The organism is Micromonospora sp. NPDC007271 (genome assembly GCF_040634005.1).
Taxonomy (GTDB): domain Bacteria; phylum Actinomycetota; class Actinomycetes; order Mycobacteriales; family Micromonosporaceae; genus Micromonospora.
Map to the genome: position 1 here is coordinate 45,048 of NZ_JBEYER010000023.1, position 24,084 is coordinate 69,131.

Consider the following 24,084-nt stretch of genomic DNA (forward strand, 5'->3'; position numbering starts at 1 on the left):
CGCACCCCACGGTCACGCTCCCGTCCGTGGCGGCGTCAGTTTCCGCTGCGGTACGGGCCCTCCACGTAGACGAGCGCGTCGCCGACGGCCCGCTCGGTCGACCCGCTCGGCCGGCTGACCAGGGCACCCTCGACGGCCATTGCGGTGGAACCGCCGCCGTCGAGGTTGACCGCGTCGTACATGCCGAGCGCCTGTGCGACGGCGGCGGTCTCGTCCATGGTGGTGCCGACGCTGGTGGTCTGGCGGCCGTCGATGGTGGCGAGCACGATCTTCCCGTCCCGCGTGGTGCCGGCGATGGTACGCGGGTTGCGGTCGAAGAAGCTGCCGGAACCGGCCGGGACGACGATCTGGCCGTCCGCCGTCAACGGATACCGCCCGTTCACCCCGAACAGCCCCGGCCGCACCGGAAGGTTCTCGCCGTCCTGGTCGATCAGGGTCGAGGTCACGCTCACGCAGCCCCGCGCGGTCGCGCCCAGCAGGGCGACGGTGTCCCGCCCGGTGGCCTGCAGCGACGTCTGGCCGGCGGCCAGCGCGGTGCCGCGGGTGGTCAAGGTTCGCACCACGCAGCCCAGCCGGTCGAGTACGACCTCCACACCCGCGCCGGACGGGGTGGACGAGGCGAACTCGGGGGTGAACTCGACGACGTCGCCGGGGAGAGTGCACTCCGTCTGGTTGGCGAGGGCCGCGCAGCCGGCGGGCACGACCGGCGGGTGGTTGATGAATTCCAGCGGCAGGCTGGCCCCGGTCTGCCGGTTCCGTACGCTGCCCGACCAGGTCAGCTTGCCGGTCAGGGCGCGGTTGCTGTTGGCGTCGACGACGAAGCTGACCTCGGCCGGGTCGGTGGTGGGCTCGCTGAGCAGCTTCCCGCCGAACAGCCCCAGCCCGACCGGGTCACCGGGGTAGAGCTGGCTGGCGGTGAAGGTGAAGAAGGAGGCGTTGACGCCGGCCAGGGCACCGGAGGTGCGTACCAGGTCCGTGGTCTTCTCGACCTGGCTCAGGTTCGGGCCGTACGTCGCCTTCAGGTGTCCCCGGGCCTCGCTCGGGTCGATGGTGAGCACCTTGACCACCCACGGACCCCGGGTGGTGGTGTTGATCTGGGCGGCGGGCGCCGGCTCGCTGCCCCGCTCGATCCGGGTGAGGGTGACACCATCGGCCAGGGCGCGAGTGGTGCGGACCTCGGGCAGGTCGGTGTCGCCGAGCGGGAGGGCACCGGCGGCGGCCTCGGCGCGTGCCTGCGGGACGGCGGCGACCGCCACCGCAGCCAGAGTGGCCGCCGCGAGCGCCCCGGCCCGACGGAAGCGGGACGGGTCAACAGTGGAAACAGTCATGCTGGTGATCTTGGTGCGGCTGTGGAACAACGTCCCCGACTCCACGTGACAGCGAGCCGAATTGTGGTTGAGGAACAGCTGACCCGAAGGAGTTCATGTGAGCGGCACCGACAAGCCGATCGGCTACTGGCTGAAGCATCTCCACAACCTGATCGAGCAGCAGTTCGACGCAACGCTGGGCGACCTCGGCCTCGACCGCCGGCAGTGGCAGATCCTGAACGTGCTTGCTAGCGCGCCGCGAAGCCGCGGCGAGATCGAGCAGGCGCTGGCGCCGTTCCGGCCGGACGGCGTCCCCCACCACGTCAAGTTCCTCGACGGCCCTGACCGTCTAGTCATGCAGGGATGGGTGGCGGACGACGGCGACACGCTCAGCTTGACCGAGCAGGGGCGCGCGGCGCATCGCAGGGCGGCCGAGCGTGTCGGCGAGACCCGGCAGTTGCTGCTGCACGGGCTCACCCCTGAGCAGTACGCCGAGACCGTCCGGATCCTGTCGGTCATGGCCGGCAACGTCGAAGCAGCGTTGGGCAGGCGCGCAGACGACAAGGGCTGAATGGCCTGCGGGCGGTTCAGCGCCGAGCCTTCGGGACCTGCCGGTTGAAGCGCGGTTTGAGGGCCAGGACCAGGGCCTCCTTCGTACCCTCCGGGTTGTCGGTCTCCTGCCAGCGGACCTCGCACCGGCTCAGCCAGCCCGCGATGTCCGCGGCGGACGCCGTCTGGCCGGGCTTGTCGAGGAGCTGACCGACCTGCTCGTGCAGCACCGACGAGTCCCGGTTGCCGGTCAGGTGCTGCCGCAGGCGGTTGCGCAGGTTCCCGGTGTAGCCGACGTAGACGACCACGCCGCCGTCGAGGACCACGTGCACGCCGGGCGCCTGGGGCGCGCCAGCGGCGGCCTCCATCGTGTACGGCCCGGGATCCGTGAAACCGGCCAGCAGACCGTCGATCATGGAATCGGACATCCCCGGAGGCTACTCCCCCGTGGTCCCGAACGAGATCGTCTGGTCGTTGCGGCACCGGGAGCGGTCGGTGCCGTCGACCTTGGCGATGAGGTGGCCGAGTGAGTGCATAGTCAGCTGGCTGGCGACTCAACCGGCGCTTCCGGTTGCCGGTTGTACCACGACAGCTGCTCGCCCAAGCCGAGCCCGGCGGTCGGTTGCGAGACGATCGCGTTCTCGGCACGGAGCAACGGCAGCAGAGGACGGGCGTACGCCTCGCCGGCATGAATTTCGACGACCCGGCCACGAAGGGTGCGCTCGATCCGCCGCAGCTTGGCCACAACCCACTGCGCCCACGCCCGCCGGTAGTCCTCGCTCTGGTCAGCAAGAGCAACGTCGTACGGCTCCAGCAAGGTGTCCGGATGCACCAGCCCGTGTTCGGCGCTCACCACGTACCAGGCACGGCTGCGGGCGTCGGCGTACCGGCGCCGCTTCTCGAACAGCGCAGACCGGTAGAGCATCCGGGCTGGGCAGGGCGTGCTCGCCTTGGTCTTGGTGCAGCCCACCAGGACGAGGTCGACGGCGCCGCCGGCCGGCACATCGGGCGCCGCCTGCGGCGGGAGCGGCTGGGCGCTTGCTGGCGACTGGCCGACAAGTCGATAGTGGCCATGGGCGACGCGCTCCAGCGGTGTGCCGCACGGGCTTGGCGGTCCACCGGTCGCGTTGGCCGTCATGCCTTGAATGACTGGTCCAAGCGATTGAGGAAGTCGGGCCGGGTCCCGGCGCATCACCTCGTCGAGCAGTTGGGCCCGGCTGAACTCCGTATGGCCGCGCCTGGTCAGATCACGTGCGGCAGCCAGCACCAGCTCCCACGCAGCTTGGGTCAACGTTTTGCCCCCAATCGTTCAACGAGACCTTGCCCCGAATAGATCGTCCGGCTGTCCTTTGGTGCAGGCAACCTGGGAACCACGCATACTGAGCGCTCCCCCGGCTCGGCAAAGATCGACAGGTCCGGTTCACGAGGGGATGTCGCTTAGCCCGAAGACTCGCGCGACGATGCGGGCGCGGTCGCCGGGTGACCTAAAGCCGAGCCCCGTGCGGGCGGAACTGCGGGAGCGCCACCAGATGCGACGGCGATCGTCCCGTCCGACCCGAAAGGTGACTAATTCTCCGATTCGGCCATCGCTCAGAATCGCCGACTTTACGATCACCGAAGCGCCCGCGCTGTCGGAGCGCCAGCGTGATCGAGCCGTCTTACACCCAGGAGGGGACATGGCACCGAGCCGAGCACTTCGGACGCTGGTCTCGGCGGCTGTCGGCGGCTTGATCGCCATCGCCGCGGCCGCGCCGGCCATAGCCATGGTCCCATCGGATCCCGGCACGGGCCTGGCTGGCGGCACCACACCCGCTGTACCGGAAGAGCCACGCCCCCCGCTGCTCCCGGCAGACTTTCAGGGAACGGGCCGGTACATCGTTCGCGACCTCGGCATCGATGTTCCCTTCACCTGGCAGGGTAGGGACGGCGACAGTCAGATGATCGCCGGGGGCCCGGAGTATCCGATCTGGTTCACAAACCTGATCTACCACAACACGCTCTACACGCTCACCTACAAGTGGCCGGGCATCCCGCCGATTCCGCCGCAGCCCTGCCACCAGGTGGGGTTCTTCAACCGACAGATACTGAACGACCTGCTGAAGACCGCACGCTTCGTAGGACCCGAGATTCTGCAAGGGGACGACGATCGGTACGTCGATCATTGGCGGGTTGGTGTGGTTGCGGGCTTTACCCAGCCGGGAGCCTTTCCCCGGATCCCGCTCGCGCTCGGTGATGTCTACGTCGACCAGAGGGATCCGAGCCGCTGGCGGCAGGTGCTGCAGTTCGGCATTCAAAACCTCTACGATCCAGCGCTGGACGAGTGGTTCACGATGAACACGTTCAGGCACCGGCCAGGGCAGGTGACGCTTCCCGACAGGTGCCCGCCGCCAACGGCTTGATCTCGCACCCGCCGTTGGGACTGCCGCCTCATCAACTGTCACGACGCCGAATCGGGGCCGGCCGTCAGGAGCCAAGCCTCCGCGCCGCCTCGGCCGACTGCCACCTCCGCAGGGCTTTCTTGATGCGCCGATTCTCGGCGCGCGCCTCATCCCGCTCTCGAGACCGTTCTCTCAGCTCGTACGCCAGGCGGTGCAGCAGGGCGTCGACGTCGTCGACCCGGTAGCCGCGCCGCCCGCGCCGGGTCAGCGGGAGCGGCACGGCGACGATCCGGTCCGGGGTGAGCGGGCCGTGTAGGGAATGCCGACTGCGGTAGACGGTCATCGCCACGGGATCCGTTCCGGCAGGTGGATCCGCTCGGCGGGCACCCCGGCGGCGAGCAGCCGCAGCCGCGACCCGGCCAGCATCGCCGGCGGCCCGCACACGTACACCTCATGGTCGAGGCGCAGGTGGTCGAGGGCGACGGTGAGCGCGTCGCCCCGCTCCCCCGGCTCGGCCAGCTCGTCGTGGGAGAAGGCGGGCACGGTGGTCAGCCAGTCGTGGCGCAGCTTGTCGAGGGTGACCGCGTCGTACAACGCTTCGACCGAGCGCGCGCCGACGACCAGGGTCACCCGCCGGCCGCCCGGGTCGGCGGCGACCTGCTCGACCAGGGCGCGCAGCGGCGCCAGCCCGGTGCCGCCGGCCACCAGCAGCAGGTCCCGCCCGTCGCCCAGGCTCAGCCCGGTGTCGACGGGCGGGCCGAGGTGGAGCAGCTCGCCGGGGCGTACCTCATGAACCAGGCTGGTGGAGACGGCGCCGCCGCGGACCGCACGGACGTGCAGCTCGACGGTGCCGTCCGGGCGCGGCGCGTTCGCCGGGCAGAGCCAGCGCCACCGGCCGGGCCGGCGCGACGTGCACACCGGCACCGCCTGGCCAGGCTGGTACGGCAGCCGCCGCCACGGCCGTACCGTCAGGACGGCGACGCCGTCGCAGGCCCGGTCGTGGCCGATCACCTCGGCCGGCCACCAGGCCGGGCCGTCGCCCATCCGCGCGGCGGCCCGCTCGATTTTCTGCCAGGGCACGCTGGTCTGTAGCGCGTCGTCGATGACGGCGACGTGCGCCGGATGCAGGCCATAGCGACGGTACGCGCGGCCGAGCACCGTCAGCAGCGCCCACCGGTTTGGGCGGTCGTCGGCTCTGCGCGCGAGTTGGTGCAGGGCGGCGTGGAGCAGCGGGGCCTCCCGCTCCGGCAGCAGGCTGGGGCAGCGGTCCTCCACCGCCTCCCAGAAGCTCGCGGCGCTCGGTTCCCGGCGTGGCCTCAGGACCCCCGTCAGGTAGTCGGCCGCGCGCCGGTGCTGCGCCTCCGACCAGCCCAGGCGCGGGATCTCGGGCTCGGCTCTCCCTCTGGCGGTCGTGAGCGACCGCGCCAGGTGCGCCTTCAGCCGATCCCAGTCCACCCCGATCAGGTACGGGGACAGCTCCGCGTCCGCCGCCACCAGGCTCAGCCAGCGGGCGACCGCCTCGCGTACCTCCGGCTCGGTCATCGGGTGCCGTCCTTGATCGTCTCGGCCTGCTGCATGGTGAAGCCGGCGGCTTCGAGGGTGGCGTGACCCCAGCGGGCCAGGCGGCACGGGTACGGGACGCGTTCGCTGCGGCAGAGCAGACCGTGCGGCCAGGGCTCCGGCGCGTGGACGCGGACCGCCCGCGCGGCGAGGGCCAGGTCTTCGTCGGTGACCGGGGTGAGGACGGGAAAGTCGGCGAGTACGGCGGACATCGGTGGGTGCCTCCGGCGGTGTGATGCGTGGAGCGGCACCGGGGCGGGCGGGGACGGCGCAGCCGCGACGGGGGACACGACATCGCCGGAGCCCAGCACCCGCCCCGGGCCATGCGTCCACTGTCGATTCAGTTCAGGGGTGCCGGTATGCCGGGATGATCGTGACGGTCATGCACGATCCGTATACGCACGGTGACGCTGGTCAGGTGGCGGCGGGCTGCCGGCTCAGGCGGTAGGCGTGCCAGTGGCGGGCAGCGTCGAGGAGTGGTCCACGGTGCGGTGCCGGGGCGGTGCGTTGCATCCGCTCCCAGAGGCGGACCAATGCGCCCGTGAAGGCGGTGACCGCCTCGGCGTCGGCATCTGCGAAGGCGGGGATGCGGGCTGCCCAGCGCTCGGCGCCGGCCGGGCTGTGGCCGGCACGGATGAGCCGGACCAGCATGAACGCGGTGTCGATCCAGGCGGCGCCCCGGCAGGGGGCAGACCAGTCGACGAGCCGGAGCCGGTCGCCGAGCAAAAAGTTCCTGGGCGTCATGTCGGTATGCAGCAGGCTGTCCCCGTCGACCAGCTCGGGGGCGATGAGTCCGCGCCAGCGCTCGGTGAACGCCTGCACCTCGACCGGCGGGCAGGGTGTCAGCTCCCGAGCGAGCGTGGCCAGCAGGTCAGCGACGGCGTCGAGGTCCGGGGAGCCGGGTTCCAAGCGCGGGTGGTGGCCGGGCACGTGCTCGAAGCCGAGCAGGAGCCAGCCGCCGCGCTCGACGGTCCAGCGGAGGCGGGGTGCGGCGTCGGGCAGCCACGGGTTGATCCGGGCTTCCTTGCGGTAGAGCCAGCCAGTTCGGCCGTCCGCCTGCCCGCCCTTGCAGAAGACCCGCCCGGTGGGCGTGTGGAGGGTGACGGCGAGTTCGCACGATGCTCCGTCCGGCAGCGACTCTGCCCGGATGATCCCGCCGGTGTGCCACTCGGCCTCGCGTCGCACCGCAACGGGAAGATCGTGCCAGTGGTGGCGGTGGGGCGGCATCGGTGAGTCCTTCCGGACGGCGGTCCCGGTCAGCGTATGCCCGGGACCGCCGCCGGAGGTGTCACCTGGTCGGGCTGTTGTGGCAGCCGGCATGGCACTGGTGGCACTTGGACTGGCAGTCCGCCGCCGCCCCGGCCCACAGCTCCTGGTCGATGGCGAAGCCGGCGTCGCGGATGGCGTCGACCGCCCGGGAGATCGGCGCACCGAGCGGTTCCGGTGGGGTGGGGCCGGTCTCGTCGGGCGGCGGGTCGGGCTGGTGGTGGATGAACCGGCCGGCGATGCGCTGGCAGAAGCCGGCGTACTCGCGGGTGTGCAGGATGAACGTGTGCCAGCCGATATCTACCAGGTCGCTCGGACCGAGAGGCTCGGCGGCAGTGGCGCAGGCGCCGAGGAAGGCGAGCGCCTGGTCCATGATCCTGGCCGGCAGGTCGGCGGCCAGCTCGGGATGGTCGCGGGCGATGCGGGCGGTCAGCTGGGCGAACAGCTCGTCGGCGACCAGCCTCCGGCCGGTGCTGACCCGGTCGATGGTGAGCATCCTGCTCCTTCCGTCAGCAGTGCGGTTGCCTTATCTGCAGGCTGCACAGGACCGGCTGCGGACTGCATGACGCTGCGAGAATGGTCGATATGCGCGGCACGTATACCGCGCGCCCGCAGAACGGTTTGAATAGATAGGCTCGACTGAGCACCATCGACACAGCCAACCGCGAAATGGCGAGGTTGCCGGTGACACGTGCGAACTGTCCCCGCTGCGGGGGACGCCTGGCCCGCGACAACGACAGCGGGCGCTGCGCACCCTGCCAGGCTGCCGAGCGCGACCGCCTGAGCAGCCCGCCTACTGTGCCGGCGAGCTTCTGGGAGCACGAGCCGGTACGCCAGGCGCTGGCGGAGCGGCACCTCGGGCGAGTGATCCGGACGTACCGGTACCACCCGTACCACGGGCGGAACCCGCTGCCGCAGACGGTGGTGGCGGGGTGGCTGGGGATCACGCAGGCGCAGCTCAGCCGAGTGGAGAACGGGCCGCCGCTGCTGCACCTGGACCGGCTCACCCACTGGGCAGCGCTGCTCGGGATCCCTGCGAACCAGCTCTGGTTCGCCCTTCCTGGAACGCGTCCCGCCCCGCCCCCACAACCCGCCGGAAGCACTCCACCTGAGCTGGATCAACCAATGGCAACTGACGAAGGCCGGCGAGCCATGCTGGCCGGCATAGCAGCCGTCGCCGTCGGTGCCGGCCTGCTGGGCAGCGTGGCCGTCCGCTCTCCCCGTCGGCTCGGCTCGGCCGACATCGTGCGGCTCAACGCCGTTCTTGAGCTGTATCGGTCGGTGGACTACGAGTGTGGTGGCGGGCTGCTCTACCGAGAGGTCGACCGGTTCGCCCAGTCGGTGTACAGCCTGCTCGATTGGTCGCACCCTGAGGCTCTGGCGCCCCCGCTCGTCGCCTCGGTCGCGGCGGCCCGCCAACTGGCCGGCTGGGCGGCTCTCGACGCGGGATTGCACGACCATGCGCAGCGGCATTTCGTCGCCGCCGAGCGCGCTGCTTTGGCGGCCGATGACAAGCTACTGGCGGCGAGAGTCCGCTACTGCCAGGCCCGGCAGTTGCAGCACCAGCGCCACAACCGGGACGCGCTCGCCACCCTGCAGCTCGCGCGCCTCCAGCTCAGCTCGGCCGCCACGCCGGCTGTCTCGGCAATGCTGCACGGCGCGGAGGCTGCATCACTTGCCGCTCTCGGGCAGCGCCAGGACGCCCTTACCGCGCTCGGAAGGTCGACCGACGCGTTCGACCGGATCGTCGTGGACAGGGAACCGGAGTGGATGCGCTTCTACGACCGGGGCGAGCTACTGGCCCAGTACGGCCGCGTCTACCGGGACCTGGCGCGGGCGGACAACACCTATGCGCCCGAGGCGGTGCGCTGGGTCCGGGAGGCGATCGCGGGGTTCGGCCCGCAAAACGTACGAAGTACGGTGCTGAACGAGGTGGGCCTGTGCAGCGCGATGTTCCTCGCCGAGGAGCCACAACAGGCTGTGGCCCTTGGCTGTCGTGTCATTGAGCACGCCAGAAAGTTGACGTCCCGACGGACAGTCGACCGGGTGCGGAATCTCCGGCGTGATCTGGTTAAGCATCGGTCAGTCCCGGAGGTCGCCGAGTTCGCCCGCACCCTCGCTGCCTTCGAACCTGTACCCGCATGAGCAAAAGGGGTCGCTTCACCGAAGAAGTCATGACCGCAGCAATGCAGCAGGTGTCCGAAGAGCTGGGCCTGCCCGCCGCCGACGCAAGACTGCTTCGGCTTACGAACAATGCGGTGTTCGCGCTGCCGTCCGCTGGCATCGTCATCCGCATCGCCAGGTCTCACCGCCTCCATGAGCGGGTCCACAAGGTGGTGGGCCTCGGGCGGTGGTTCGGGCAGATCAATGCACCGACGATCCGGCTCGCGGAGGACCTCACGCAGCCGGTCCGGGTTGATGACTTGCTCGCTTCCGTCTGGCAGTACATCCCACCCGCTACCCCATTGCCCACGGTCACAGATCTCGGGGCCGTTCTTCGCAAGTTTCACACCCTCGGCCCTCCGCCGCTTCCATTGCCAAGCTGGGACCCTGTCGCCGATGCGCGGCTGCGGATCATCGACGCCGAAGGGCTGGGCAGCGAGGATCGGAGGTTTCTGCTCGACTGGTGCGACCGGCTTGACCCGCTGCTCACCGCCGTCCGACAGCGGGCAAACTCGCAACTCGTCCATGGTGACGCCCACGTTGCCAACCTGCTCCGAGACCACGCCGGACGCGTGGTGCTCTGCGACTTCGACGCCACGTGTATGGGTCCATGGCAGGTCGACCTAGTCGCGGTGGCGGTTGGCGATGTGCGCTTTGGCCGACGCGGAATTCATGAGACCTTGGCCGCCGCATACGGGTACGACGTCACCGAAGATCCGGACTGGACTTTGCTTCGTGAGGCTCGGGAGCTGAAGATGATCGCCGCTGCAGTTCCGCTTCTTCGAAGCTCGGCCGGCGTCAGGGAAGAATTCTTCGCCCGCCTGAAATCGGTGAGAGAAAATGAACCTGATGCTCCCTGGACACCCTTCGCCGAGACCGGTCGCACCGGCTAGGACGGCCTGAGCGATCCGGCGGGTATGCCTTGGCAGGCCAAGGAGCATCTCCGGACGGCCCATTGCCTTACCGTTCGCCGCACCGCCAGAGCTGGATTCCTCAGCAACTAGCCGAGACCGATAAAGAGGCATGAAGCTCCTGCAACAGGTCGCCCTGCCGAGGCCGCTGGAGAGGGATCGGCCTCGCTGGGCCGTCTAGCGACTCAAGGACCTGCCGCGCCGCCGAAGCGACAGCTCGCCCTAGGAGCGGCGGAACCGCATTGCCAATCTGCTTCAGCATCTGCCATTCGCTTGAGTGGAAGACAAAGCCGTCATGGAATGACTGAAGGCGAGCAGCTTCCCGAACTGTGATCCATCGCTCGAAACGAGGATGCACCCACTCCGAGAGGTCGCGATGCATCTGGGCGAGAATGGTGTAGGCGGGTTTATCAAGAGGCAGCCGCCTCCATTTCTCCGGGCGCAGCCCGTTCCAGACTTCCTTGGGAAGGCTGTCGCCCTTGGCGCCAGGCGCAAGCATGGCGATGAGTTTCTTCCGCCGCTCTTGGATCTCCTTCGTGTGGTGGTTATGCAGCCTACGTCCACCGGGGGGAAGCAGGAGCGCCTTGCCTGCCGCAGGATACCAGCGTCCATCTCGGTCCAGGCGCATCTCATCGAGTATGTCGTTATGGACCGAACTCCTCGGGTAGGACACAGGCTCGTAGTGTATGGCCGTCCGCTCTGGCAAATCACGCAGCGCATCCCATACGGTCTGGACGGGCTGCTTCTCTTCGTCAAGTGCATCCCGAATGAGGTCCTGGACAGGCTCGTCGAGCTTCTCGCCATCTCGAATCCCGACAAAGATTGCCCGCCTTCGGACCTGTGGCACACCGTAGTCCGACGCCACGAGCACCTGGACATCGCAATTGCTGTACCCGGCAGCGGCGAATGCCTCCAAGACCTCTCTCTTAAATCTCCCCTTTGCCAGAAGTAGCATATTGGGAACGTTCTCCATGATGAAGAGGCGGGGGCGCAGCGCCGTGAGAACACGGATGAATTGCAGGTAGAGTTCATTGCGGGGGTCGTCGAGGATTCGCGTGCCAATTTGGCTGTAGCCTTGACAAGGCGGACCTCCGAACAGCAGGTCGATCTTGCCTTCTTCGACACCCTCGAAACGCGAAGCTTCGCGAGTCCACTCCTCGGCACCCGGGTTAAGGAAGTGGTGCACGTCTCCTTGGAACAGCGCAACTTCCGGGAAGTTGGCCCGGTAGGTCTGAGCGGCAAAGCGGTCCATCTCTACAGCGGCTCTGACCTCGAATCCTGCGAGGCGGACCCCCTCGCAGAACCCGCCACAGCCAGAAAACAGAGATACTGCTGCATATCCAGGCAACGCCAACACGCTCCTCGTTGATCTCGCGCGCTACAACCTACCTGAGACCGCCGACGGGATCACGGACCACCGGCGATTGTGACTCATAGTCATCAGACCTTGTCGTCAGCCGGTCTGCGATGTGACTTATCGTCCGTGGTCGGATGGTCGACGTCCAATTAGGTTCTTCGGGTGCGCGAAGCCCGACCCATGCCCGAGCTGCTGGCGTCCTTCGGGCTGGCCGTAAGACGTGCACGCACCGAGAAGGGGATCTCACAGGAGCAGCTGGCTGCCCTGTCCGGGCTCGACCGCACGTACGTCAGCGGGCTGGAGCGCGGCAAGCGGAACCCGACCTTGGCAACACAAGAGCGTCTGGCCGCAGCGCTGGATGTACGCATCGCGGACCTAGTTCGCACCGCAGAGGAGATGGCGTAGTGCCCTTCCGCTTCAGCCAGGTGGCCACTCGGGCGCTAGCCCCATCCATGCGTCTGATCGAGGACAGGCGTAACACGCCCGTTCGGGGTAGGGACACCCAGTTCCGACTCGCCCAGCAGAACATGCTGGCCTACACGTTCGATGCGAGCGTTCCGGGGTGGGGTCCCCCCGGACTGAACAGTATGCCGTTTCTTCAAGTAGCGAAGCGCGCTATAGAGAACGCCTTGGATGAAGGGAACCTGCTTTACGGCGAGGATTTCAACGTCACATCAAACGCAATAGCAAAGGTCACCGGAGACATCTACGAGCAGCTCACTTCAACTATTCTATGGGAGACTGCTGCGCACTGGAATAGTTTCATGTGTGGCGGCCCTTGGCCGACCTCGCCTCGATATGGACGACCGGCCATTGAGCCCAATGCCAGGCGGCAGGTCGCAGTATTGAACCTCCCACGGCGCTACGACTGGGTCCGCCTTCTTGTTCCCGATGCGCGAACCAAGATCGGCGCGATTCGCCAGCAGCTGGCGGAACGAGACCTGTCTATGCCCACCTCGACACCCGACATCGCCATTGTCGTCCTCCCGGAGGACATTGCCAAGAACGAAGTGTGGCGGACGCCCCTTGGGAACCTCTCGCGTTCATCACAACAGATCGTGAGCAGAGCTCATCTCCGCGTCGAGGGACAGCTAGAACCTGGCGAGATCATCCTGGCCATGGCGCTTAAAAGCAGTCTACGCTCCGACCGGCTCTACCAGCCGCTCTACGAAGCGAACGTCATGCAGTTCCTTCTTGAAGGGCACCTTGGTGCGCCGCGGGTGGAATTCGAGGTGCACGCCCTAACGACGGAAGGCACGAGGGCGGGCCGCATCTATCAAGCAGCATCGCTGCACTCTGCGGGGACGGATCACGCACACCGAGCGGTGCGTGAGCTGTACGAGCCCGCCGACGCAACACAGATCGTGCAGCGGTTTCTGCAGTTCCTAAACAGCCGTATGGCGCTCGTGGATGCGACATCGACGGCGCAGGTGGACCTTGTCGCCATCGACCACTACCCGTCGGCGGTGGACAGCGGGGCCGAGGAGCAGATCGCCGTCGCCGTCGACCTCGCCCCTGACTGGGCCCGGCACGGCGCGCACCGGCGGGGCGTTCCCGGCCGGCCGGCGTCCAGCCCGGGCCAAGGCGCGCTATTCAGCTAGCCTCGTGGAACCTAGTTCCGCTTCGTTCCGTCCCGGCGGAGACGTACGATCTCCGCGACGCGCTCCGCGGCCGCTGCTGTGTCCTCGTGCTCCCAAACGACGACGAGTCTCCAGCCAGCCGCCTCTAGGCTGCGGGCTGTTTCGCGATCCCGCTGTTCATTCCGCGACAACTTGGCGTCCCACCACGCTGCGTTCGACTTTGGGCGAGCTCCATGTTCTGGGCATACATGCCAGAAGCATCCCCGGACCTCCACTGCCACCTTGGCTGGTCGAAAGACGATATCTACAGTCCGACGCAGGCCCTCTAGCGGCCTCTGATGAAGGCGGAACCGTAGCCCGAGTCTGTGGAGGGACTTTCTGAGCGCGATCTCGGGCACGGTATCGCGCGACCGCTGCAGCTGCATCGCGCGGCGCCTCCCCGCTGAGGACGGTACGGGCGACGGACCCACTACGATGGGGGTTTCCGCAGCGAGCTGAACCTCTGTCACGCGCTCACGATACGTGGAACCGGTGGTGGTCTTCCAGGCGCGGTCATGCCCTCCTCCCGCAACTACCCATATCGGGCAACCGTGTGATGGCCGGCCAACCCCGCCGACCGCTGCCGGCAGGATTGCAGCGAGGATTACATGGCGAAGATCGAGGAGTGCTGGCTCGTCCCGGTAGTCTTGTTCGTGCAGGCGTGGTGCGCCGGGAATGGCGACCTTCGCTCGCGGGGCAAGATCCGCCGGTATTGCTTGCTTCCGCACCTGGTCAGTCATGGCAAAAGGGTCTACCAGCCCTCGCGCGGCTCGCCGACGAGCCAAGTGAGACGACTCGCCGGGAGGTCTCGCCCGGTCTAGCCGAAGTCTGCGAAAAAACCCACGTCCGGCTGATCAATGGAGCCGACAACCAGCCCTCGATCGAGAAAGCGGTTGAACTGCTCACATGCCGTCTCTGGAACAAGAGCGCAGCTGTGGCAAGCAGCAAGGTTACATGAGTCGGGGCCCTGACCGCTTGTGCTTCCTACCTCCATGCAGACCGGGTCTGTCGAACACCAAGTTGCGCCCCGCAGCGCCTGCGCAACGATGCCGGTCAGGTACTCCGGTCGACCGACTCGCACCAGGCCTCCCATAGTGCCTTCGGCGTCACCGGCCGCGGTGTAAATCAGGACGCCAGCCATTGGATTTGGAGACGGGCTTACATAAAGCCGCTCTCGAAGAGACGCAGAGCTATAGCCACATTCAAAAGTAAGCTGATTGATGAGCAAGTGCGCGAAGGTGTGGAGCATTGGTAGGCGAGCACCGAGGTCACGCTCTCGCAAGCTACGGCGCTTCGCGGCTTTCAAGAACTGCCCCTGAAGCAATTCGGCCCTACGCATTACACTTTCGCGCATCTCCCACCCGGCAATCCTGTCCTCTCGCAGTACGAAGAAGAGTCCCTCTCCGTAAACAAGTGCCGCAGGAAGCCAGTCTTCCTCGCCGCCTCCGCCGCGCCTCCGGAGCAGCGCTTTCCGCTCTTCGATCCTTGCGGGCGTCTCCGGAACGATACGTTCGAAGCCAACCAGAGCCCGGGTCTCGCGCAGCCGGTCGACCAATACGATTCGTTCGAAGTGTTCGGCCATCCAGTCCCCGTACTCTTTGACAGAAATCGCCCGGCTCTCGAGCTCGTCATGCATCTGGGGTGATCCAAGCACAGAGAACTCGGCCCGGCGAAACTCCGTCTCGCCTTCTCCCGGCCCCGAGTCGTCCTCCTTGGGCACACCACCGCTACCAGTGAAATAGACCCCGATTGCGGCGTCCAGGGCGTCGTCACTGAACAGGTCCAGATCGGCTCTAGCGGTATTGCGAACGGTAGCCAGATCCGGAACTTGGCCTGCATCGCGAAGAACCCGCAGGACAGTCGAGAGGCCCATGTGGGAGTCGAAGAGTTGTAGCAGCGCCTCGACAGCCGAGTCGTCGGATTGGGGAAGGTAGATAGAGCTCCTCGTTACGGCATAATAGACGTTGCTCGCCGAGCGCAGCGAACCCTTCAGCGGGTTCCCGCACCCAAACTCCTCCTCCGTGCCATGCCACGGCGTTCTGCCCAGGCACCTGTACTGTTCGCCGTTTGCTAGGTTGGACGAGAGGTAGGACTGGTCTGCCCCTCCGTCGGTAATTCCTCCCATGTTCCGGGAGGCTCCGCAATCGCAGTCAACCACCATCGCGGCCAGGCTGGCACCCCCGGTTGAGCGTAGCCTAAGAACCCCTCTGCAGGAGGGACTGACCGACCTGTGCACCCATTCTTTGAATGGGAAGTCCTGCGCGTGCCCTGTAGGGCATACTGCCACGAAAGGAACCTGGGCAAGTGAACCCTTAGCGCAATAGCTGCAGCGTTTCCGGCCTCGAGCATGGAGAGGTAGTTGGGAAAGTCGCAGGCATTTGAAGTTCCGGCAGAAATGCATTTGCGGAAACCGAACCGCAGGCACTGTCAAACTGGTATTGGAAGCAGCCCCGACGGCCGGGCCACGATGATCTCGATAATCAGGGGGCAAGCGGAATTCGGCGACCCCCAAGTATCGCTCCAGCCGCCACTCATCAACCTTAAATTCTGTGATATCGAGACTGGCTGTGTCGTCGCCGCCATCTTCTCTTCGGAACCAGGCGTCAAGCCCTGCTGTCATCACGGAGATCCCGTCAGGACCGGTGACCATTGCACCAACGCCGAAAGGGGCAATCAGCTGCGCTCGGCGCAGCGGCAGGCCAGGCCGCATCATTTGAGGTCCTCCAAGGCATAGATTCCGGTAATAACACCACGACACTCGGCGTCGACATTTCTGAGAGACATCGGCGTCGGCCAAGATCGTCGACGATCCTCGGGATAGGCGTAATCCCCGGCCGGGTAGAGAAGTCCTGGCTCCGACGTGGATCCGACACGCTGCCAATCGGCAGGCGACCACCGTTGCCACTCGGCGATACGTTGCTCGAGAAAACGTTCGAGAGTCTCGGCCTCATCCGGATCGACGGTCAGCACACGGCGCCGGAGGATGTCAGCAACCTCGCCAAGCGCTTCGGCTGGCATGGGATACGGGCACGCGGCGGGCGTGGATCGTTGACGGACCCATGCAACGAGCACAGCATGCAGGGCTCGGGCAAGGACGGGCGGCGCAAATGGCGTAACGCTCGTCGGTTCTACTTGTGCGTATAGCCGCTCGTGATATGTGCGGAACTTCTCATAATGGCTGCGGTCGCGGGGCTTACTCGGGCTGTAGATAGTCGCCACGAGTCCGGGCCGCTCCTCCCATCGGCGCCCTACCCGCCCCGTCACCTGTATGTATTGAGAGGTCGACTTCGGCTGGCCTACAACCGTCATCAGCGAGAGGCGATCAATATCGATTCCAACCTCGATAATGTTGGATGCAAGGCATACATCTACAGCCTCTCGTCCGCCGCCATGCCGAATCTCCAGAGCTTCCATGACAGACGGTACCTCGTCGTTCTGCAGTCGACCCGTAAGCTCCAGCTCTCGGCTCAGCCAGCGAACGTCCTCCCATGACGCACCCCGTCGGTTGCGAATCACCTTGAGATAGTCGGGAATGTCGGACTGGAGCAGTGACAGCGACGTTCCAAGCTCCCGGAGGCTATTGAAGAAGACCATCAGAGTCCAGTACGGATCACGCTTCTCCTCAGGAAGGTCCATTCCTGCCTGCAGGAGAGCGGCGAACGTCCGGACCTGGACAGTCTGGAGTGAACCAAGGCCCGCACCGTGGATGCCCACGTACATCCGGCCCTCTCGGACCTCACCGGCGCGCTCGTGGCCTTCTGGGTACGTCGCATAGCGAGCAAAAAAAGAGTCGCCCGCATCGATCCCGTGCGGCGGGAACAATTCGACACGTTCGCGAGCAAAGAGCGCCTTCACCTGTTCGGCGTACCGCCGGATAGTTGCTGTGGAGCTGACGATCTTTGGCCTTGTCGGCTCGCTCGGCCGAGAATCTACGCACAGTTCCTCGATGACGGCCTCGTACAGACCGACCATCGAACCGAGTGGCCCTGAAATCAGGTGCAGCTCGTCCTGGATTATAAGCCCAGGCGGCGATACCTCTTGCTCGCCGTCCACTCCAATGCCAAACAGAGATCTAGCCGCAGGCCTCCAGGCGAGCTGCGCAAACTTGTCGACTGTACCAATGACGATGGTGGGCCGTGATTCGTAGATGTCATCGTCGATAACAAACAGCGGCAGACCCGACGCGAACTCGCATGCCTGGTCAGTGCAGCTCACCCTTACACTTCCGCCGGCTTCTTCATATCCTAGGATACGAGGCCCCTTGCCCCTTCGGCTGCTTCCGTGATCGCCTATTGGCCCGATCTGGGCACTGCACCAGGGGCAACGAATCACCAAAAACCGGTTAGGGCCCTGCCCGGATCGAAGGCGACGCAAGTCTGTAAGAGCCCCCTTTTGAGTGTTGGGGGATGTTTCGCCGCCAACCCATATGCCGATCGTAAAGGCATGCAGACCGAGCTCCGGCGTCTCGGCACGGATTCTTTCCATCGCGCACACAAGAGCGGACGCCCTCTGAAACTGCTGTGCAGTAAGTAGCCTAAGCGTATAACGCATGAGGACCTCGACGCCCGTATCGGCAGGATTGCGGAGACGCCGAAGGAACGCAGTGAATGCCGAAAGGCCCAGGTATGCTTCCGTCTTCCCGCCGCCGGTTGGGAAGAAGATAAGCTCGACTAGCTCCCGGTCCGGGTGTCGAGAATTAGCGCATGAGGGAAGCGTGGCAAGAATAAAGGCTATTTGGAAGGGCCGCCATGCACCCCTACCCGGCGGAGGCGAGAGGGGGTCAGCGAGACGGCGCGGCTCGCTCAGGCGCACCGCCTTCAGTTTCTCATCGTAGACAAGCCCGCGAGTGGGTCCCACCGAGTGCACCTGTTGCAGCAGCACGGCCTTGTTCGCGAGAACAAATGCCCGTCGCACGAGGTCATCGTTCTTGATGAGGTCCAGCCCTTCGCGCATTCGAGCAGCGGCTTGCCTACATGCACTAACGTGGCGGCTGGCAGTTTCCTGGTGCGACTCACCAAGCATCCGGCTGTCGGCTTCGCGCTCCTGGATCCAATGCTCGTATAGATCGACAATTTCGGCCAAAGAACCGAATCCATCATCGCCATCGATCAACCCGGCGAGGGGGGCCATGGGCACTCTGAGGTCCGAGCCATCGGGGCGCCTAATGTCGGGCGTGATGCTGGGCGTCTCCACCACCGGGAGTGGCTCTCCGCGTACTTCCGAGCACCGGCCCGCCTTTCTGTCCACCGTCCACCCGGCGGCGCAGCCATGACCTACAGCAAAGGTCGGAAGAGATCGGTACAGGAGGTCAATCGACTCTTCTTCGAAGTCGCGCACGATGTTCGGTGGATGTGGATATGGCAGAATGATCGGCTCGCCCCCGAGCGAGACATTAAACGCCACCTGGTAGAGAAACTTATTTGGGCTACTCCCAGAGGTCCCATTCTTTACGCCCACAGTTACTAGCGAAGTCCCGTCGCCTACCGGTCGCGATACAGCAAAGGCTTCTATGTCTAGCCCTGTCAAATTCTCGCTCGTGGCGTTGGGTCGGTGCATACCCGAACGAGATAGGAGGGCGCTGGCCGGCCACTCTGCCCTCAAGCTACACTCGGATCGGAACCACCATGATCGGTTCTGCTTCCCTGTCCTCACCTCGCGCTGCTGATAGCGGCCGGCCGACAACGTGAGCCGCATTATCGGATCAGTGCGTAAGTCGATGAGAAATGTAATCGCCATCGTGCTCGGCTTGAAGTCGTTGGCGCCTGATAGGTCGAGGTCATGGTTTGCGGCCTCACCCGTCAGGCTCTCGCGAGCCTTCGCGGCGTGGTCCTGGAAGTGGTCGGTGGTAACGTCTACATTCGGCTCACCCTGCAACAGATCTGGCGGCCCATCACCCGCAGGAAGCTCGTCCCGTCCGCTCGCGCGCGCACCCTCGCTGTATAGGACCCCGATACCGTAGCGACGGTCTGGGCTATCGCGTGTCAGTATCTCCTCACCTGTCCCCGCCTGACGTCGCGGCTTCCAGGCGCCTTCTTCGTCAATAGAGTCCGAGGTGTGAAAATCAAATGGTTCACCCTGGGGATCCGGGCCAACCAGCTCACGGCGCAGGACGTCGAGGACGGTTTCCCTGGCATTAATGAATTCACTCATGGGGGTTCCCCTCCTGTAACGAGCCGGACGACGTCAGGCTGAAGACCGTCCTTGGCGAGGACGCGCAAACGGTCGGTCGCTCTCGATAGTCCTACATAGAATAGGCGTTGCGCTCGAGGAGTGGAAACCTCGTCTATATCGGTCAGAATGACGACCGGAGCCTCTAACCCCTTGAATGATGAGACGGTCGAGAAGGACGAGGAGTCCTCTCTTCTTTCAGATAAAGGCGTAAGGGGCGGCCGTCCGGGTTTACCAGCAACGCGGCGGGCGCAAGAATCAACGAGTGGAGAAAGGACGACAATATCACTGGCAGCGAACTCTTCCTCGGCGGTGAGTTCCTTGATCATCCCGCAAAGAAGTTCAGCTTGCTCCTGCTGCGATGAATAGAAGCTTGTGTGCGGTGTGCCGGCCGGGCCGCAGTCGGGGCGCAAAATCCGGCTGTATGCCGGGGTGAGGCCCCCGAGCCGCACGATATACTCCGCAACTCGCGGTGTGTTCCGACAATTGCGCCGAAGACGATAGCGCGCTACGCCCTTCGATCGAGCGAGCAGCCTATCGATGGCCTCGGCGGGACTGGTCGCGAAGATTGCCTGATGCTCAAAGTCTCCGAACATGGTCCAGCGCCCTTGGCTCAGCTCACCGTCGAGTAGGGCATCCAGCACATCGAGATAAGCTGGCTCAGCGAGGTCTTGCGCCTCATCTACAATCAAGAAATCGAACCTTGGTGCGTGGTCGATGAGGACCGAGAGTGCTGCTTCTGGCAAAGTCCGAGACCAGTAGGCCTCGTCATCCGTAGGAGTCGCGGCACGTAATCCGGCCTGCTTCACGATTCGGAGCATCAATGCATGTAAGGTGGCGATCTCAATTCCGCGGAGGCCCAGGGCTGTCGCCTCGCTCCTAAGGTGTGCCGCTAGCTGCTGATTGAAGCAGAGCAAAGCCGTGCTCGCACCGGCGGCGCTAGCCTTCCTTGCTTCCTCCAATGCAAGTACCGTTTTGCCAGTGCCAGCCGGACCCTCTATGAGGGCCCGCTCGTTCACACCGTCCAGGCCTTCGATAACGGCCAGCTGTTCGTCCGTGAAATGCCTGATTTCCTCGACACGGCGGGCGCGAAGCGCGGAGATGTCGGGCAAAAAATGAACGTCGGGTCGAAGGACTCGCCTGATCTGATCGCACTCCGCCTTCGAGGGGCGCCGGGACGCCGGGGCAAACCAGCGGGCCGTCGGGACGTTGGCCACATGATCACGTGCCCGAAGCATAACCCTTTCAAGAAGGTGATCGAGCGGCTCGCGGGCCAAGTCCGCGCTCGTCAACATCTGCCACGGATGCCACTCGCCCACGTCTGAGGTAGCCGCGGGGACACAATGAGTGAATATGACAGCAGGCCAGAAGAGCATCCTCGCGGCAGCAGGGAGGGCGTCCTTAACCTTCTTCTTGATACTGCGTGCCGCCATCTCGGCCTGTCGAAACGGGCCTCGGTAGTCGGGGCCACCTCGCCTTCCTAGGTACCAAGCACCATTGACGTAGCTTGCCCGGAGGTGACTCTTAACCTCGATACAGAGGGCCCCGAGGCCCGGCATCAGGACGAAGAAGTCCGCCTCGCCCTCCACCTGACGGACATGCTCGGGCAAGTGAAGCGAGTGCAGCACTGTCCAATCGGGCTTGACGGAACGACCCTTGAGTAGGTCGAAGACGAGGGCCTCCCCAGGGGGCGTTCCTTGGGGGTAGTCCGGCGGTATCAGGTGAGCCACTCGTCCCTCACTTGTATAGGCACGAGAAGCTGGCTCGGCGAGCATCGGACAGAAGTCGGTGAAAAGCCTTCGATCCTAAACGCCGTAAGTGAAGCGCCGCGACCGATTCGAAATACTTGGCTTCCTGACGAAATGAGCGCATCCAGTGGCTCTGTGTTTGCCATCTCCCGCAGGCGCCGGCCAATCGACATCCCAGCCTCGAGGTGCGCCCTGTGAAGTCGTCCCATTGCCCGCCAAACCATTTCAGCCTGCGGTTCCAGGCCCGAAACCTCCATTAGTACCTTCCAGTCGCCTGGGTCTTCAGTCCGGAGGGACCGCTCACTCAGCCAGTTCTGCAGATTCTGCTGGCTCGCCCGAGCGCAACCGGTGCGACGCAAGACGGCCGCTGCCGCCGCAATCGTCCCCTGCCGCCACACCCATCGCTGCAAAGATTGCTTCCATAGACGTTGTAGGCTCCTGAGTTGCGTTGCGTCATCGCCCAAAATCTCGTCCGCAATCGGAGCGATAAGAGAACCACCGCCGGAAGTACGTAGAATAATGACGTGGCCTGGTGCGAGATCGGCAACATCTACACGTGCCACGCGATGCTCGAGGGGTGCATGTGGCTCGAGCAGCCACACCGACCTGTCCCCGTCCTCAGGCAGGAGAACGGCTTGCCTTCCAGCTAGCACGGCGGCGCGAGCGTGAACAGACTCATCTACCTCGGAGTCCCCCGAGCCCACGAGGTCGCGCGATATCGATTGCCAGTCGACCGTCTGGCGATAGTCATCAATGCTTGTCTGGAATCCCGTCCTCGCGGCTGGAAAAATAGGATGTATTTCATATCCAGCACCTCCCCGAGATCCTTCCAACGCCGTTTTGGATGGCGATTGCTCGCGGTACCATGCCCAATTGATAACCACAAGCTTCCGAGCCCTGGGTGATGCTAGGACAAATTGGCTGTCCCCATACCAGTAAAGCGGCCCTACGATCAATAGCCGGGCGAGCGGGTAGGCGTCGATAACACTGTGCCTTGTCAGCACTCTGATAGATGGCGCCTGCACCCTGTCCAGGAGATGGTTGGAGACGGCTCCTTCGTACTCGGCAATGGGGAGAAGCAGCCCACAGTCAGTTGAATCCTCGTTTGAGGCGAGCTCGAGAACTTTCTCTGCTAGCGGCGCTTCCTCAAGTTGGATTAACTCCTCGCCGCTGTCGACGATCGCTTCCCCGAGTGCAGCCGCATCGTCACCGGCGTAGATACGCAGGCTGGGCAGAGAGTGCTTGAGCTGACTCAACAGTGGTAGCACCCCAAGATCGGGGTGAGAAAATGGCAATGGAACAGTTGTCAGAATGTTGCGCGCACGGCGTGCGGGATAAAGGAAGGTTCTCCAGCCCGTGTCGTCGTCCTGCTGTCTGGCTAAGCGAGAAAGCCGTAGAACAGCCCTCGAAAACGCCTCGACCTTAGGATGTGCAACGGTACGCCACGACAGCTCGGCGGTTTCTGCCACAGAGTAGTAGGAGTTAGCTCGTTGGAGGTCGAAATATCTCACCGGACACGCTCGAAGACTTGAAGCTCGGTACCGGAAGGGATGTCAAGTTTGTCGAAGAGCTGAACCGGCCCACGGCGGGTGGCAAATTCCTGGTTTGCCACGTCAATACCCTCCTGGAACGTCGGCGAACATCGATCAAGGATGGCTATCCAGCTAGAAAGGCGAAACTCGGAGCGGTATCGCGAGAAGGCTCGGCCCCCGTCAAACACGACGACGTGAGGCGTGTCGGCCACCGGCAACTCAAATTCCGAAATGCGGTCGGACAGCACCAAGCTGCGTGGTATGCCCCCATCAGGCAGGAGTCTGCTTGGCCGGAGAAGGTCGACAAGGGTAGCGGTGGCAGTCTCTGTGCCTACGGGCCGCACTTCGACGCTGGTGATCTCCTGCTCGAGGAGTGATAGCTGGCCGACGAGAACTGCATCTACAGTAGGCACTGACAGGAACTGTGAGGCGTGGGGGCCAAGTGCGCGTTGGATCAGTAATGCGTCTGGGTTTTGAGGAGACTGTGCACGCTTAGGTAGCGATCGCTTCCCTCCCGAACCGACCTGCGCGCGACGGCACTGGGCCTTGGGGAGCAGCTGCTTCATCCCGTTGTACTCAATCCGAAGGAAAGAGGCGCCGGAGCGCTCAATCACGCCGGTAAACTTCGCGGCATAGATTCTTTCCCCCATCTTCACCACTAGTGATGTGCCATGGGGAAGGCTTGACAGGGCGCGGAAGTGACTTTCAACGTCCGGCACGGCCTCGGCAGTCATAGCCACGCCGACGACTGCACCAGTGGCCGCGGAAACCGCCGCGAAGGAGCGCACGGGCGGAACCACCACTGCGCAAGCTCTAAGCCCTTCCTCGTGGCATGCCGCCATCAGCTGCCCTAGCCGGAAGAAGAATGTTAGCCACGGCGGCGGTTTTTCCCAGGGCTTGGAAGCATCCCTCACCTCGAGATGCGCTACAACGTCGCGGATCTTTCTCACCGCCTCCGTAAATCCTGCCAGGTGGCGCCTGCCTCACGTCTCGGTCGACCAAGATCTTTCAAGACTGAGGCGCCAAGACCGGGCCGGCCTTGGCGTGGCCTGGGCTCGGACCGTCGTTCCGTCCTTGCTAGCCGTGGAGGCGTCTTTCTCTCCTGCCAGCCGGCCTGAAGAGTGGTACGCCTCGTCGAGGATGGGCCATGGGGCGGAGTGCCCGGTGGCGGTAGCGGGCGCGACGGCCCGCTTGACGGCTGGGCGCATTGCCAAGGCCAGCCGGACGGCATGGTTGCCAGAGCGGACGTCGGCGAGCACGACGAGCGCGACTCGCTCGGCTTGCATCGAGGGCGGCATGTCCACCCCAGCAAGCATCACCCCACCTCCCCACAAGGCGTGCTCGGACCCTACCTCCAGGAGTCCTGCCAGCGGGGCCCCAGACCTTCCTCTTTTCAGCCGATCCCGACTGGCCTACCTGCCGTGTCAATTGCCTTCAAAGTTGATATCGGACCGGGCAACTACTTGCCGCCCATAGACGCATGTGCTCAGGTGGGGGGGGTTCCACGGTTGCGCGTAGGGCTTGCA

At 64.8% G+C, this 24,084-nt stretch carries 21 protein-coding genes; 6 read left to right on the forward strand and 15 right to left on the reverse strand.

What is annotated here, in order from left to right; genetic code table 11:
* Nucleotides 1–35 precede the first annotated feature (35 nt).
* On the reverse strand, nucleotides 36–1,328 hold the full coding sequence (locus tag ABZ570_RS11215; RefSeq protein ID WP_358060461.1) for a phosphodiester glycosidase family protein: 1,293 nt from the start codon (nucleotides 1,326–1,328) through the stop codon (nucleotides 36–38).
* A gap of 97 nt (nucleotides 1,329–1,425) precedes the next feature.
* Here ABZ570_RS11215 and ABZ570_RS11220 point away from each other — a divergent pair, with 97 nt between their 5' ends.
* On the forward strand, nucleotides 1,426–1,878 hold the full coding sequence (locus ABZ570_RS11220; protein WP_358060464.1) for a MarR family winged helix-turn-helix transcriptional regulator: 453 nt from the start codon (nucleotides 1,426–1,428) through the stop codon (nucleotides 1,876–1,878).
* Nucleotides 1,879–1,894: 16 nt separating this feature from the next.
* Here ABZ570_RS11220 and ABZ570_RS11225 read toward each other — a convergent pair whose 3' ends face one another.
* Together ABZ570_RS11225 and ABZ570_RS11230 are read right to left on the reverse strand one after the other, a co-directional pair.
* On the reverse strand, nucleotides 1,895–2,284 hold the full coding sequence (locus ABZ570_RS11225; protein WP_358060467.1) for a GIY-YIG nuclease family protein: 390 nt from the start codon (nucleotides 2,282–2,284) through the stop codon (nucleotides 1,895–1,897).
* Between the two features lie 110 nt (nucleotides 2,285–2,394).
* Complete coding sequence (locus ABZ570_RS11230; RefSeq protein WP_358060470.1) at nucleotides 2,395–3,123, reverse strand: DUF6884 domain-containing protein; 729 nt, start codon at nucleotides 3,121–3,123, stop codon at nucleotides 2,395–2,397.
* 409 nt (nucleotides 3,124–3,532) lie between these two features.
* Between ABZ570_RS11230 and ABZ570_RS11235 the strand changes: the two genes are divergently transcribed.
* Nucleotides 3,533–4,255: a hypothetical protein gene (locus tag ABZ570_RS11235; RefSeq protein ID WP_358060473.1), complete on the forward strand. Its 723-nt coding sequence runs from the start codon at nucleotides 3,533–3,535 to the stop codon at nucleotides 4,253–4,255.
* Nucleotides 4,256–4,319: 64 nt separating this feature from the next.
* On the opposite strand, the gene ABZ570_RS11240 is transcribed toward ABZ570_RS11235, so the two are convergent.
* The 5 genes from ABZ570_RS11240 to ABZ570_RS11260 form a co-directional block, all read right to left on the reverse strand.
* On the reverse strand, nucleotides 4,320–4,577 hold the full coding sequence (locus ABZ570_RS11240) for a hypothetical protein (RefSeq protein WP_358060476.1): 258 nt from the start codon (nucleotides 4,575–4,577) through the stop codon (nucleotides 4,320–4,322).
* Nucleotides 4,574–5,776: an FAD-binding oxidoreductase gene (locus ABZ570_RS11245; protein WP_358060479.1), complete on the reverse strand. Its 1,203-nt coding sequence runs from the start codon at nucleotides 5,774–5,776 to the stop codon at nucleotides 4,574–4,576. The genes ABZ570_RS11240 and ABZ570_RS11245 overlap by 4 nt, the downstream gene beginning before the upstream one ends.
* Nucleotides 5,773–6,006 (reverse strand): hypothetical protein, encoded by a 234-nt coding sequence (locus tag ABZ570_RS11250; protein WP_358060482.1) that lies wholly within the window; start codon nucleotides 6,004–6,006, stop codon nucleotides 5,773–5,775. Before ABZ570_RS11250 ends, ABZ570_RS11245 begins: the two co-directional genes overlap by 4 nt.
* 202 nt (nucleotides 6,007–6,208) lie before the next feature.
* Nucleotides 6,209–7,021 carry a hypothetical protein gene (locus ABZ570_RS11255; protein WP_358060485.1) on the reverse strand — a complete coding sequence of 271 codons (813 nt, stop codon included), beginning with the start codon at nucleotides 7,019–7,021 and terminating at the stop codon, nucleotides 6,209–6,211.
* Nucleotides 7,022–7,082: 61 nt separating this feature from the next.
* Nucleotides 7,083–7,556 carry a hypothetical protein gene (locus ABZ570_RS11260; RefSeq protein ID WP_358060488.1) on the reverse strand — a complete coding sequence of 158 codons (474 nt, stop codon included), beginning with the start codon at nucleotides 7,554–7,556 and terminating at the stop codon, nucleotides 7,083–7,085.
* 188 nt (nucleotides 7,557–7,744) lie between these two features.
* On the opposite strand from ABZ570_RS11260, the gene ABZ570_RS11265 reads away from it, so the two are divergent.
* Together ABZ570_RS11265 and ABZ570_RS11270 are read left to right on the forward strand one after the other, a co-directional pair.
* Nucleotides 7,745–9,205: an XRE family transcriptional regulator gene (locus ABZ570_RS11265; protein WP_358060533.1), complete on the forward strand. Its 1,461-nt coding sequence runs from the start codon at nucleotides 7,745–7,747 to the stop codon at nucleotides 9,203–9,205.
* The gene (locus tag ABZ570_RS11270) at nucleotides 9,202–10,116 is read left to right on the forward strand and encodes an aminoglycoside phosphotransferase family protein (RefSeq protein ID WP_358060491.1); all 915 of its coding nucleotides are present in this window, start codon (nucleotides 9,202–9,204) and stop codon (nucleotides 10,114–10,116) included. Before ABZ570_RS11265 ends, ABZ570_RS11270 begins: the two co-directional genes overlap by 4 nt.
* 100 nt (nucleotides 10,117–10,216) lie before the next feature.
* Here ABZ570_RS11270 and ABZ570_RS11275 read toward each other — a convergent pair whose 3' ends face one another.
* Complete coding sequence (locus ABZ570_RS11275; RefSeq protein WP_358060494.1) at nucleotides 10,217–11,491, reverse strand: DNA cytosine methyltransferase; 1,275 nt, start codon at nucleotides 11,489–11,491, stop codon at nucleotides 10,217–10,219.
* A 180-nt stretch (nucleotides 11,492–11,671) separates the two neighbouring features.
* Between ABZ570_RS11275 and ABZ570_RS11280 the strand changes: the two genes are divergently transcribed.
* Both ABZ570_RS11280 and ABZ570_RS11285 read left to right on the forward strand, forming a co-directional pair.
* Nucleotides 11,672–11,896: a helix-turn-helix transcriptional regulator gene (locus tag ABZ570_RS11280; protein WP_358060497.1), complete on the forward strand. Its 225-nt coding sequence runs from the start codon at nucleotides 11,672–11,674 to the stop codon at nucleotides 11,894–11,896.
* Between the two features lie 47 nt (nucleotides 11,897–11,943).
* Nucleotides 11,944–13,092 (forward strand): Cfr10I/Bse634I family restriction endonuclease, encoded by a 1,149-nt coding sequence (locus ABZ570_RS11285; RefSeq protein ID WP_358060500.1) that lies wholly within the window; start codon nucleotides 11,944–11,946, stop codon nucleotides 13,090–13,092.
* An 11-nt stretch (nucleotides 13,093–13,103) separates the two neighbouring features.
* Here the strand turns inward: ABZ570_RS11285 and ABZ570_RS11290 are convergent, their stop codons facing one another.
* The 6 genes from ABZ570_RS11290 to ABZ570_RS11315 all read right to left on the reverse strand — a co-directional run bounded on the left by ABZ570_RS11290 (nucleotide 13,104) and on the right by ABZ570_RS11315 (nucleotide 23,508).
* Nucleotides 13,104–13,850, reverse strand: coding sequence for a very short patch repair endonuclease (locus tag ABZ570_RS11290; RefSeq protein ID WP_358060503.1), 747 nt, complete (start codon nucleotides 13,848–13,850; stop codon nucleotides 13,104–13,106).
* Nucleotides 13,851–13,927: 77 nt separating this feature from the next.
* Complete coding sequence (locus tag ABZ570_RS11295) at nucleotides 13,928–15,823, reverse strand: DUF1998 domain-containing protein (protein WP_358060506.1); 1,896 nt, start codon at nucleotides 15,821–15,823, stop codon at nucleotides 13,928–13,930.
* On the reverse strand, nucleotides 15,820–19,260 hold the full coding sequence (locus tag ABZ570_RS11300) for a helicase-related protein (RefSeq protein WP_358060509.1): 3,441 nt from the start codon (nucleotides 19,258–19,260) through the stop codon (nucleotides 15,820–15,822). The genes ABZ570_RS11295 and ABZ570_RS11300 overlap by 4 nt, the downstream gene beginning before the upstream one ends.
* On the reverse strand, nucleotides 19,257–21,053 hold the full coding sequence (locus ABZ570_RS11305; protein WP_358060512.1) for an ATP-binding domain-containing protein: 1,797 nt from the start codon (nucleotides 21,051–21,053) through the stop codon (nucleotides 19,257–19,259). The genes ABZ570_RS11300 and ABZ570_RS11305 overlap by 4 nt, the downstream gene beginning before the upstream one ends.
* On the reverse strand, nucleotides 20,996–22,537 hold the full coding sequence (locus tag ABZ570_RS11310) for a hypothetical protein (protein ID WP_358060536.1): 1,542 nt from the start codon (nucleotides 22,535–22,537) through the stop codon (nucleotides 20,996–20,998). Before ABZ570_RS11310 ends, ABZ570_RS11305 begins: the two co-directional genes overlap by 58 nt.
* On the reverse strand, nucleotides 22,534–23,508 hold the full coding sequence (locus tag ABZ570_RS11315) for a hypothetical protein (protein WP_358060515.1): 975 nt from the start codon (nucleotides 23,506–23,508) through the stop codon (nucleotides 22,534–22,536). The genes ABZ570_RS11310 and ABZ570_RS11315 overlap by 4 nt, the downstream gene beginning before the upstream one ends.
* Between the last annotated feature and the right edge of the window lie 576 nt (nucleotides 23,509–24,084).